Annotated in this window: 8 protein-coding genes and 1 pseudogene; 4 read left to right on the top strand and 5 right to left on the bottom strand. The window is 68.1% G+C overall.

Annotation, left to right across the window (positions count from 1 at the left end; translation table 11 throughout):
• Positions 1–16: 16 nt before the first annotated feature.
• Positions 17–2,413 carry an ABC transporter permease gene (locus tag Q0C41_RS13380; protein WP_291984284.1) on the bottom strand — a complete coding sequence of 799 codons (2,397 nt, stop codon included), beginning with the start codon at positions 2,411–2,413 and terminating at the stop codon, positions 17–19.
• A gap of 542 nt (positions 2,414–2,955) precedes the next feature.
• On the opposite strand from Q0C41_RS13380, the gene Q0C41_RS13385 reads away from it, so the two are divergent.
• The 3 genes from Q0C41_RS13385 to Q0C41_RS13395 are packed head-to-tail and all read left to right on the top strand — an operon-like array spanning position 2,956 to position 6,618.
• Positions 2,956–3,303, top strand: a complete 348-nt coding sequence (locus tag Q0C41_RS13385; protein ID WP_291984285.1) for a PadR family transcriptional regulator — start codon at positions 2,956–2,958, stop codon at positions 3,301–3,303.
• A gap of 4 nt (positions 3,304–3,307) precedes the next feature.
• Positions 3,308–5,971: an ABC transporter permease gene (locus Q0C41_RS13390; protein WP_291984286.1), complete on the top strand. Its 2,664-nt coding sequence runs from the start codon at positions 3,308–3,310 to the stop codon at positions 5,969–5,971.
• Positions 5,972–6,009: 38 nt separating this feature from the next.
• Complete coding sequence (locus Q0C41_RS13395) at positions 6,010–6,618, top strand: hypothetical protein (RefSeq protein ID WP_291984287.1); 609 nt, start codon at positions 6,010–6,012, stop codon at positions 6,616–6,618.
• 37 nt (positions 6,619–6,655) lie between these two features.
• On the opposite strand, the gene Q0C41_RS13400 is transcribed toward Q0C41_RS13395, so the two are convergent.
• Positions 6,656–7,099 carry a hypothetical protein gene (locus Q0C41_RS13400; protein WP_291984288.1) on the bottom strand — a complete coding sequence of 148 codons (444 nt, stop codon included), beginning with the start codon at positions 7,097–7,099 and terminating at the stop codon, positions 6,656–6,658.
• Between Q0C41_RS13400 and Q0C41_RS13405 the strand changes: the two are divergent.
• Positions 7,098–7,568, top strand: a pseudogene (locus Q0C41_RS13405) (IS21 family transposase); the annotation flags it as partial. The gene Q0C41_RS13400 and the pseudogene Q0C41_RS13405 sit on opposite strands and share 2 nt — an antisense overlap.
• Before the next feature lie 86 nt (positions 7,569–7,654).
• On the opposite strand, the gene Q0C41_RS13410 reads toward Q0C41_RS13405, so the two are convergent.
• Genes Q0C41_RS13410 through Q0C41_RS13420 form a run of 3 tightly spaced genes read right to left on the bottom strand, consistent with a single transcriptional unit; the run spans position 7,655 to position 10,919 of the window.
• Positions 7,655–8,659 (bottom strand): tyrosine-type recombinase/integrase, encoded by a 1,005-nt coding sequence (locus Q0C41_RS13410; protein WP_291984289.1) that lies wholly within the window; start codon positions 8,657–8,659, stop codon positions 7,655–7,657.
• Positions 8,656–9,663 carry a tyrosine-type recombinase/integrase gene (locus tag Q0C41_RS13415; RefSeq protein ID WP_291984290.1) on the bottom strand — a complete coding sequence of 336 codons (1,008 nt, stop codon included), beginning with the start codon at positions 9,661–9,663 and terminating at the stop codon, positions 8,656–8,658. Before Q0C41_RS13415 ends, Q0C41_RS13410 begins: the two co-directional genes overlap by 4 nt.
• Complete coding sequence (locus Q0C41_RS13420; RefSeq protein WP_291984291.1) at positions 9,660–10,919, bottom strand: site-specific integrase; 1,260 nt, start codon at positions 10,917–10,919, stop codon at positions 9,660–9,662. Before Q0C41_RS13420 ends, Q0C41_RS13415 begins: the two co-directional genes overlap by 4 nt.
• Positions 10,920–11,059: the final 140 nt, after the last annotated feature.

The following is an 11,059-nucleotide window of genomic DNA, read 5'->3' on the forward strand; positions in this document are numbered from 1 at the left end:
AGTGCTGAAGCTGGGATCAGCTGGTGGACGAGCTCTGTTGCAGCAGCCGCGCAACCGGGCCGCGTGCGAGGAGCCAGGACGGATGCGCGGCCGCGACCGCGGCGGCCAGGAGCATCGCGGCTGACACACCTGCGAACTGCTGGAGACTGGCTGGAGCAAGCCAGGCAGCATCGGGCGTGAAAAGACGCATCCAGAGCCAGGTCAACAGCAGCCCACCGGCTGCGCCAATGAGCAAGGCAGGTCGCTGGTGCTCAACCGCGGCCCCGGCCGATCGCAGCGGCGTTGATCCCAATGCGACCCGGACGGCGAGCGCTGGTGCCTGGCGCCGCGTGACGTATTGGCTCAACGAATAGACGCCCGCCAACGAGAGCAACAACGCCACAATCGCAACTGCCGTGGCGCCGCCAGTGAGGGCCAGCGGAAGCCGCGTCTCCGACTGCAGGATGTCGCTCATCCGGCGTACCCGTGTGATGGCGAGGCGCGGGGCTGCGGCAGCCACCATGCGACGCAGCTCGAGATCCGTGAGCACCACGTTGGGTGCCAGACGAATCAGCAGATTGAAGTGGATGCGCGGCGCCTGGGCGAACGGTACGTACACACGAATGACTTGTTCAGGGGCGACCTGGCCGCCGAGGGTGCCGACGATGCCCACCACCCGCCAGCTGGCAGAGGAGGGCTGCAGGCGAACACGACGGCCCAAGTAGGGACCACTACCCCAAAGGGTCCGGGCCGTTCTGTCACTCAACACGATCACGCCCTCGCTGGCCCGGGCGTCGCCGTTGTCGAGTGCAGCGGGAGTGAAACTGTCGTCTGTGCCGAAGTCTCGACCGTGGATCAGATTCGCACCAATGTCAGCAAAGAAGCCAGCGGAGACGCTGATCGCTGTCGCATGTGCAGTTCTGACGTCACTGTCATCGGCGACCAGAGTGACCTCCACCCCATTCGAGGCCGGCGGTAGGCTTCCTACGCCCGCGGCTGTGACGCGAGCGTCCGACTCCACGGCGGCGATCAGCTCCGGCGTGGCCTGCGCGAGGTGTGACCACGGACGGGGCAGTGCTGCGCTGGGCTGCAGCGACACGTCGGCGACCAAGAGGTCGGCTGCCTCGTAGCCCACACCCGCTGAGGCGAGCCGCGCGTAGTTGGAGAGCAGCCACACGCCGAGGAACACGACGAACGAGGCGACAGCCAATTGCCCGCCAACGATCGAATGGCGGAGGCGGCCCAGCCCAACGTAGTGCCTCGAGCCTTCGCCTGTCAGCACGGCCTCTGGGTGTTGATGAGCGCTGACGACAAGGTGAAGTCCAATGGCGGTAGCAAGCACCCCCATGATCACCGCGCCGCCGATCAAGAACAGCCTTGTAGAGGCGTCCCAGCCGATCGCGCCTCCAAATGGGAGCATCTGGGTAGCCAGCGGACGAACCAGTCGGAAACCTGTCTCGACGATCAGCGCCGCGGTCGCCACTCCAGCGCCCAGCAGCACAAAGAGACTACGTGCCAATGGAATCCCGACCTGCCGCAACCGTGCACCCAGGGCAGCCTCAAGTTGCCACCGTCCACGGTTCGCCTCCATCAAGGCAGCGACTGCGCCAGCCACATTGATGGCACCGAGCACGAGGATCAACGGCGCCAGCACCGCGATGAGCAACAGCGGGTCGTATGAACCGCCTAGCAGGGCGACTCGCAACGGGCTCAACTCAATCTTCCACCCCTGGTTGGAGCCCGGGTGCTCCTCGGCCAAGCGGGCCGAGAGTTGACCGACCTCTCTCTGAGCCTCGCCAAGCGCTGTGCCCGGCCGAAGCCGGGCGACACCGAAGCGATACCGATCCCTGCGCTCGCGTTCACCCATAGGACGCCCGAGTGGGTCGCAGGTCCACAGATCGCCGTTCCGGGGCAGCGCGCTGGCACTCGCGATCACTCCCGCGACGGTGAACGGGCGCCCCGCGATCTGCACGGAATCTCCGATGATCCGTTCCCGTCCGTCGAACCTGCTGCGCCAGATCCTTTCCGACAGAAAGACCTGGCGTGGCAGGTCACACGTCGACGCGAAGGGAACGCCGGCCAGGGGACGTACGCCCAGTGCCTCGAAGAGATGCTCAGAGGCGTACACCAACTGAACGCTGGTCGACAGGTCGCCGGCAGTCAGCAGTGCCTCGCTGGCCGAGTAGGTGCCCAGCTGAGCAACGCTCCGGGCGCGCGTCCGGACGTCTTCGGCAGTGCCCCCAGACATTGGTCCACTCTCTGAGGCGCCCTGCTGGCGCTCCGCCACTGCGAAAAGGCTGTCGCCGCTCGGAAACGGCAGCGGCCGAAGCAGGTGGGGTGATACCAATGCGGCAAGCAGGGTACCGGCCGCAAGGCTGGACGCGACCGTCGAGACGAGCCAGGCCCTGGATCGGGTGTCGACGCGAAATCGCATGAGAGCGAACTCTACTGCAACACGAATGCCAGTCCGAGACCCGCGCCTGGAAACAGTCTGGACTAGCGGTGGGCTGGCATCGTCCCAAGCGTGGGATGTGGCGTCCCGCGAACGGAACTCGCGTCGTGACGGCCCAGCGCCCATCAGACATGACCGGACAACGGTCAGTGTGCTGCACGGGGCTCAGAGCGATGCCGAAGCGGCGGTGTGGCAGGTCGATGACAATCACGAACCGGTCGGCAAACAGTTGGTTACCCATGAAGCCGCTGGTCTCGGGCCATGCACTGAACGAGGAGCCCGAGTCTGCCGTGTGCCACACGAACGGCTGTGCGATGCTGGCTGGCCGGCAATCGTCACCGGCACGTGGTCGACGCTGCAACCATGTGGCGCTCAGAAGTTCCACCGAGCACCACGGCCGGCTGCGGCATCGTGTCCAGTGGGGCGGTGTCCATCCGACAGCAGACCTGTTGATGTACATGAACCCGCGATCGCACCCCCGAACTCGTGATTGACGGTGCCGACGCGATATGTATGATCGCGACATGTCAGGAGACGACATAAATGCTCGAGACCTGCAGCGCGGCAGTGCCGAGATGCTCGTGCTCGCGTTACTGGAAGAGCGGCAGCGCCACGGGTACGAGATCGCGCAGCTGATCGAGCAGCGGTCTGGAGGCGAGATTTGCTTTCAGGTGCCTTCTCTGTATCCGCTGCTGTATCGGCTAGAGCGGCGCGGCTTGGTCGAGGGCCGATGGGTCGAGAAGGCCGGCGAGCGCCGGCGCCGCTTCTATCGGCTCACCGCTGCGGGGCGCTCAGCACTCGGCGCTCAACGGCGAGGCTGGAAGTCCTTGTTCGAAGCCCTCGACCGCGTCGCGCGATTCCGTCAGGCATAGCACCGTGACTGACTGGCGTGCCTACGTCCGTGAGCACATTCGTGCGACAGGCCGCAGCGCCAGCATTCCCGCGACCGTCGTCGACGAGATCGCCACGCAGCTTCAGGACGTTCACGATGCCGTGCTCCGGGCAGGCGGAACACCTGAGGACGCCGTGACGCGAGTTCGCGCCGAGGTGGTGGATTGGTCGCAACTGACGCGCGAGATCGGCCACGCCAGAACCCCCGTCACAGCCAGAGCCGGTCCCTTCATCCTCGCGGTCGAGGGGATCCTGACGCGCTTGCCCTTCGGTGACGACGGTCTCCGCCGCGCTGCCGCAGACCTGTGGCGCAGCCGCGGCTTCGTGGCTCTGACCATTCTCGTCGTCGCCCTCACAGTCGGTGGCGCGACCGCGCTCCTCCAGGTGGTGGACGCCGCGTTCCTCAAGCCGCTTCCATTCCCCCAGGCGGACCGCATGGTCGTGGTGCTGCCGTTCTCGACAACGGAAGGGAAGCGCTTCGGCCGCTTGCCCCGGGAGTTCGTGGAAGCGCTCGATGGCCTCGTCGACGCCCCCACCTCGGTCTGGCCGAACCGCGTGACGGCATTCGCGTCGCCCGACCGCCCACAGATCTGGGAGGGCGCGATGGTGTCGGTCAATGCCATGCGCCTGTTCGGGCTCGTCCCCGTCGCTGGTCGCCTCCTGAACGACGAGGACTTCCGCACCACCGAGGGGCCGCTGCCGACGATGATCGAGGAAGGCCTCTGGCGTCGCGCGTTCGGCGGCTCGCACGAGCGTCTTGGTCACGTGATCAAGGGCGACCGGCAGGATCTGCAGATCGTCGGCGTCTACAAAGCCGGGCTGGTGATTCCGTCCTTCGCCAAGGTGCTGGCACCTGCGTTCATCGCGCCGGACCGGGACGTGACGACCGAGTGGATGCTCGGGCCGATTGGCCGACTCCGTCCGGGGCTGACGCGGGAGGAGGCGGAACGTACGATTGCCGCCCGTGTGCGGGCCGTGCATGCCCGTAACACGCCGATCCGCGAGGTGCGGGCAGAGGTCGTGCCGCTGCGCGAGTACATGTTCGGGCACGACCGGACGTTCTTCCGCCTGATGGCCGGCGCAGCCATTTCCCTGCTGCTCGTGGGCACCCTCAGTCTTGCCGTGCTACACATCGCGCGCCTGCAACGCCAGTTGCCAGAGGTGGCCGTCCGGCTCGGGCTCGGCGACACGCCCGCACGCCTGCGACGACGGCTGCTGGTGCACGGCCTGCTCGCGTCACTGATCGGATTGCCGGTGGTGGTAGGTTCATCGCTGGCCATCGTGTACTGGCTCGACGTGCCCAAGACCATGGATCGCAGCCTCGCCATGCTGGCGTCGACGTCGCTGCGGCGGGTGACGGCGTGGGGCGGTGCGCAGGCGCTCGCCGTCTCGCTGGCCGGGCTCCTGCTTGCGATGAGCATCGCGCTCCGCCGGCGGATCGTCACTCGGCTGAGGCTGGTCGAGACGCTGCACTGGCGTGGCTCGACGCGGGTGCACGTGGCGTTGGTGGCCACGCAGGCGGCGTTGGCAGCCGTGCTCCTGGTGGCCGCGACTGCCGCCGTCCGGACATCGGCCGCCCTTGCTCGAGAACGCACCGGCATTGCGGAAGAGGATCTGTACTTCGTGGGCCCCAGGCTACCGCTGGCGCGGTATCAATCCTCCTCCCGCGGTGAATTCTGGCGAGCGGTCGTCGATGAAGTCGCGGCCGACCCACGAATTGTGTCCGCGGCTGCTGGCATGCAGATTCCCGTGTCGGGCGATCCACCGTGGGCGTCCATCCGGGGGCGGGAGGGCTCCGACTACATGCAGCGCGGCGGCGTCGTGCCGATGACGCGCGAGTTCCTCGCGACGCTCGGCGCCACGACCATCGCCGGTCGGGCCCCGACGGCCGACGAGGAGGCGTCGAGCGCCATGGTCGCGGTCATCAACGAGACCGGTGCCCGCGCGTTCTTCGGAAACGCCTCGCCCTTGGGGCAGCATGTCGACACGCCGTGGTTCGGGTCCCCATATCGCGTCGTGGGTGTGGTCCGCGACATCCGCTTCAGCGAGACGGTGCCGGCCATTCCCCTGTTGTACGTGCCAATGTGGCGGCAGCGACTGCTGCCCATGACGCTGGCAGTGCGGACGCGCCTGTCGCGTGAGCAGGCGCAGGAGGCGATCGAGGACGCCGTCAGGCGGGTCGAGCCGCTGGCCGCGGTGCCGCCTCCCGATCCGTTCAGCGACCGCCTACGAGGCTGGCGCGCACGACCGCTCTTCTTCGCGCGGGTGTTCACGGCAGGCGGCATCGTCGCGTTACTGCTCACCGCGCTCAGCACGATCGCGATCATCCGTACGGTCGTCGCCGGCAGGCAGCGGGAACTGGGCATCCGACTCGCGCTTGGCGAGCCGGTGGCGCGTGCGGTCAGGCGCATCATGCGCGCGGTCGCAATCGCGGCCACACTGGGGGCGTGCCTGGGCGTGGCGGCCGCCAGGTACGGCAGTCACCTCGCGCAGGCGCACCTGTCAGAGATCAAGATGCTCGACGCGCAGAGTCATCTGGTGCCGGCGGCGCTCGTCATCGGGTTGGTCGTCGCGGCCACTTACGTCGCGTGTCGCCGTGCCGTGGCGACCACGCCCATGGATCTGCTGAGACAGGAACGGCGCACATGAAGCGTCGGACGCTGCTACTACTGCTCGCCAGCCTGATCGTGTTCGGTCTCGAACTCGAGACGCCGCTGCTCGCGCAAGCGCCTGCCACCGTAGTCATCGTCATCGACGACACGCAGGTTCGCCCGGGTGACGGCCCTCGCGTCGCCGAGCTGATCGACAGGCTGGAGCAACACGTGCTGGATAGCCGCGCCACGTTCGGCATAGCAACGGTGGGACCGGCCGGCCTCAACGTGGACCTCACGCGGGATCGTCGTCGGCTGCGCGAGGCGAGCGATGCCGCTCGCGCAGGACGCCTCGACTTCACCCTGCCGCCCAACGCGGCGATGGCGGCCGCCGCGCTGGTGGCGACGATGGAGAGTGTCGTCAGTGGAGTGGCTGCGCTGCCCGGGCCCAAGGCCGTCGTCGTGATCGGCCGTGCAGCGGACGTGGCAGAGAAGCGACGGCCGCAATGGGTCAGCCTGCGCGGGAAGGCGGATGTCGCGAGGATCGCCCTTGCATGGGTCGACCTTGGCGGTTCAAGTTGTCGGGCGGGCACGTCAGCTACTGATGCGTCTCTGGCGACCGGCCCTGCGATGTGCGCGCCGGTCTCGGACGCATCCGCCATCAGCGAGCTGCTGCACGCGGTTGCGCGGGGCAGCGCTCGATGAGCGCTCGAGGAGGCCGGGCCTGTCGGGCGTGTCGTCTCTAGAATCCCAGCTTCAGGCCAAACCGGCCGGCCGTCCCGGTCCTCAACCCCTTGGTCGCGGACTCGGGCAGTGGCAGCAGCTCGTTGCCCGTCGCACCACCCTGAAACGACCGGTACGCGTCGCCAAAGAACGTCACATCCGTCTTGCCGACGGTCCAGTGCTTCTCGAATCCCAGGCGAACGTCCCAGATCATGGTCCTCGACGGATCGAAGAGCGCCGACCACATCCCAGTACCAGGCCCGGGAGCGCCGATCACGTCCGACAGCAGCGCGGTGGCGCCGCTCACACGTCGCGCCGACGCTGTGCCCTTCAGCAGGGTCCCCCAGGCCTCGGTGGACAGCCCAATCCGGCCATTAAGCGACACCTCAAAACCGGCCATTTCGTGAGGTTGGTGTCGAGACGTGAACCGCGCCCGGACGCCCTGTGCGTCAGTGGGCGCCATGGGGAACGTCTTGGACCCACAGAAGCAGCAGCAGGTGGTGGCGCTGGGGCGCCTGGGGTGGTCGCTGCGGCGCATCGAAGAAGCGACGGGCGTGCGCCGCGAGACGGTGAGCGGCTACCTGCGCACGGCGGGGGTCGTGGTGCGGGGTCGGGGCCGGCCGCGGGCCGATGCGCCGGCCGTGCCGAGCGAAGCGACGGCAAAGCCGGCCATTTCACCGCTGGGGGTGTCCACCGACGCCGCGCCGTCGCGATCGCCCAGCACGAGCGCCTGCCTGCCCTATCAGGACCTGATCACGGAGGCGACCGGCCGCGGGCGTAACGCCCGCGCGATCTGGCAAGACCTGGTCGACGACCACGGCTTCACGGCCGGGTACGCCAGCGTGCGGCGCTTCGTCGGCCGGCTGCGCGGCGCATCGGCGCCAGCCGCGCGCGTGGTGATCGTCACGGCGCCGGGCGAGGATTATGGAAAGTGCCGCGTTATGGTGAGCATCCGGCCAGGCGGCGGATTCACCGCCGCCTGGTGCAGCCCGGTGGCGATCGGCCCTGCGCATAACGGCTACAGCGCCTCGAGCCAGGCGAGGAGGTCTTTGGGCGGTCGCCGGGACGAACGCGGGGGGACGGTGAGCGTGCCGGCGGACACGAGGGCGTCGCGTTTCATCTCCAGATCGCTCTGCACGTAGATTTCGGTGGACTTGACGTCAGCATGGCCGAGCAGGTCCTTGATCGTGATCAGCGGGACGCCGGCCTGCAGCAGATGCATCGCCTTGGTGTGCCGCAACGTATGCGGGCTCACGGCATCGCGGAACAGGCTCGGGTGCGTAGAGCGGGCCCGCTGGACGTACTTGGCCAGGAGGTAGCGTGCGCCGTGTCGTGTCAAGGGATCCGCGCGGCGATTACGCAGCAGGGGTGCCCGCTCGGCGTCGGCGATGTGCCGCGTGGCCAAGTATCGGGTGACGAGGCGGGCGGTCTGCGGGAGGAGTGGAACCAGCCGTTCGCGTTGCCCCTTGCCCCGGAGTCGTACGAACGGCGCTGCGACGAGCCGGAAGTCTCGGGGCGCCACGTCGAGGATCTCCTGCACCCGCGCGCCGGTGTCGTACAGGAGTGCGAGGAGCAGGTAATCCCGCTCGCCTGCGGGTGTGGTGCGATCGACCTGGACCAGCAGCTGCGCCAGCGCGTGATCACTCAAGTACCCCAGGACGGGGCGCACGGCTTTTTTGAACGGCACGGCCAGCAGGCGCTGGCCCAGGGCCGCGAGTGCGGGCTCGGAGTCGAGGACGTAGCGGACAAAGCTGTGAATCGCGGCAAGCCGGGCATTGCGCGTACGGATGCCATTGTGGCGAGTCGTCTCGAGCGCGGTCAGAAAGTGTAGTAGGCGCTCTGGGGTGAGGTCCTCGACGTGCAGTGCGGCAGCGTCACGGTGGACAGCCGCGGCAAGTGAGCGGAGCAGCAGCTTCATGGCGTCCCGATAGGCCGCGATGGTGTGAGGACTTGCGTTGCGCTCGGCGGGCAAGTGACGGGTAAAGAACGCCGTGACGAACGGGGCGAGGTCGTGCGGTGTCATCGTCCCGCTCCGGCCTCGGTGATGAGGTGCCCGAAGCGCGCCTGCGTCCGACGTGTGATCTCGGTGAACAGATCGGGCGTGACCTGGAGATAGCGCTGCGAACTGGCCAGGCCCACATGCCCCAGATAGATCGCCAGGGCGGGCAAGACGACATCGAGGTCGACGCCTTGGCGATACCAGAGGGTGAGCCGACTGACGGCAAACGAGTGCCGCAGGTCGTGCAGGCGGAGCGCCTGCCCCTCGCGCCGCCGCGGGATGTCCGCCAGGCGCAGGACGTGATGGAATGCCGCGCGCAAGGCGGTGATGGAATAGACGTCGTGCGTGGGTCCGGGGAAGAACGGCGCGTCGGGCTCACGGGGGCCGAACCGGGTGACAACGTGCGTGCGGCACTGTCTCAGCCGTGCCGTGAGATCGGCGGCCAGCGGGACGACGCGCGACTTGCCGAACTTCGTGTCACGGACGCGGACTACGGCCTCCGCGAGGTCGACATCGTGGTCGGCGAGTCGCAGGCCCTCTCCCGCCCGGAGTCCGGTCAAGTACAAGACAGCGAGCAGGGTCCCCAAGACGGACCCGCGTGCTGGGGAGCGGGCACAACTCGGGAGCGCGTCGCACGCGCGCAGGAAGCGCTGCGCCTCCTCGAGGCTCAGCACGCGGGGCACGAACGCGCGGCGATGGATGCCACACCAGCGAGGCCCAGGCACCGCGGTCCGCGGCACCTCCAGCGCGAGGAATCGCGTGACGACGCGAAGGAGACTTGTGCGATGCTCGCGCGTCGTCTCGGACTCATCGCCGCGCCGGGCCACGAACGCGCGCGAGATCTCGCGTGTGATCACCGGATCCTCGGGCGAGAGCTGCTGGCTGAGGAAGCGGTCGAGGACGCCGAGGGCGCGCGCTTCGTCCCGATAGCGATAGCCGGCGGCCCGCTTACTGGCGAGCAACCGCGTCAAGGCGGGCCCGAGCGCGCAGTGGAAGGTCGGCGCGCGGGGGGTGGCACGGCGACTCATGGCTGCACCTCCACTTGCGAGAGCGCCACACGCCGCAGGGCGGCGAGATCGATGGAGGCGTACTCCATCGTGGTCTCGGTCGTGGCGTGGCCGAGGACGTCTCCGATGTGCTTGAGGGCACAGCCGGCCGTCAGGAGGCGGCGGGCCAAGGTATGTCGAAACAGGTAGAGCCCGTGCCGCCCCTGTCGGGTCCCGAGCCCCGCTCGCTGCAGGGCCTGTCGCATCAGAGCCGCGAGATTGTTTGTCTCGACGAAGGGCTCATACGGCGCTCGGTGGCGGACGAACACGTGCCGTGAGGTCGTGACGGGACGCCCGGCCCGCAGGTACGCGGTCAACGCCTCCTGGACCGCTGGCAGGAGGGGCAGACTGAGCACGCGCCCAGTCTTGGCCTGCGGGAAGGTCAATGCCCCGTCGCGCCAGCGAAGATGCTCCAGCCGTAGGTGGCGAATGTCGCAGGGCCGCAAACCGTAGCAGGCGGCCAGCACGAGGACCGCATAGTCCCGGCGACCGGTCGGCGACGATCGATCCACGACGGCGAGGATGCGCGCGACCTCGGCATCGGAGAGCGTGTCGCGCACCTCTCGCTGCCGAAACCGTCGCGGCGAGGTGACCGCCTCGCGCAGATCGGCCGGCGCCAAGGCGGTGAGGAACGTCCATTGCAGAAACGACCGCAGACTCGAGGCATACGCGCGCAACGTCACCGGAGCTTGGCCGGCCAAGGCCGTGAGGAAGCCCTGGATGTGACCAGGCGTGATGCGTGCCACGGCGGTGATGCCCGCGGCGTCCAAGAACTGCGTGAACCGCACGACCTGCCAGAGGTGCTTGACCACGGTCCGTGGCGCGGCCCCACGGTGACGGACCAGATACTCGCGGTAATCCTCCAGAGCGGGCACGACCCATGCGGGAACGGACTGCGGCGGGCCACCGACTCGCCGTCGCACACGCCCGGTGTCATCGGCATCGATCAGGATCCGCAGTGATGCGCGCACGAACCGGGCGCGGCTTGCGCTACCGAGTGTCCGCAGGCGCCCGGTCAGGTAGCGATGGACGGCTGGGGCGTCCGTCGCCGCCGGCCAAGGCACGCGGCGCTCGGCGAGATAGTGCGTGAACCGTAACCACTCGCGCACGTGCTGCGCTGTCACGGCCGCGAGATAGCGCTGGTCGACCAGGCGCTGGCCGACCACGTCGATGCGCGCCTTGAACGGTGAGGTCCGGTACGCCTCCAGGCGATCCGCGGGGAAGAAACCGCTGAGCATGATCCCTCCTTGCTCCGCGCGCGAATGTGCACGCGGGACGAGGGAATTATGGGAAGCGGCCTCCGTCGCAACACCCAGCAGGCAAGCAGGAGATCTCCCGCCCTCAGCGCGAACTCACCATAACGCGGCACTTTCCATAA

It is taken from the genome of Luteitalea sp., from assembly GCF_022842525.1.
Taxonomy (GTDB): Bacteria; Acidobacteriota; Vicinamibacteria; order Vicinamibacterales; family Vicinamibacteraceae; genus Luteitalea.

Excerpts from the sequence above, each read along its gene's own strand:
- Q0C41_RS13380 (WP_291984284.1), bottom strand. The coding sequence starts at position 2,413 with ATGCGATTTCGCGTCGACACCCGATCCAGGGCCTGGCTCGTCTCGACG.
- Q0C41_RS13385 (WP_291984285.1), top strand. The coding sequence starts at position 2,956 with ATGTCAGGAGACGACATAAATGCTCGAGACCTGCAGCGCGGCAGTGCC.
- Q0C41_RS13420 (WP_291984291.1), bottom strand. The coding sequence starts at position 10,919 with ATGCTCAGCGGTTTCTTCCCCGCGGATCGCCTGGAGGCGTACCGGACC.
- Q0C41_RS13410 (WP_291984289.1), bottom strand. The coding sequence starts at position 8,659 with ATGACACCGCACGACCTCGCCCCGTTCGTCACGGCGTTCTTTACCCGT.
- Q0C41_RS13415 (WP_291984290.1), bottom strand. The coding sequence starts at position 9,663 with ATGAGTCGCCGTGCCACCCCCCGCGCGCCGACCTTCCACTGCGCGCTC.
- Q0C41_RS13400 (WP_291984288.1), bottom strand. The coding sequence starts at position 7,099 with ATGGCGCCCACTGACGCACAGGGCGTCCGGGCGCGGTTCACGTCTCGA.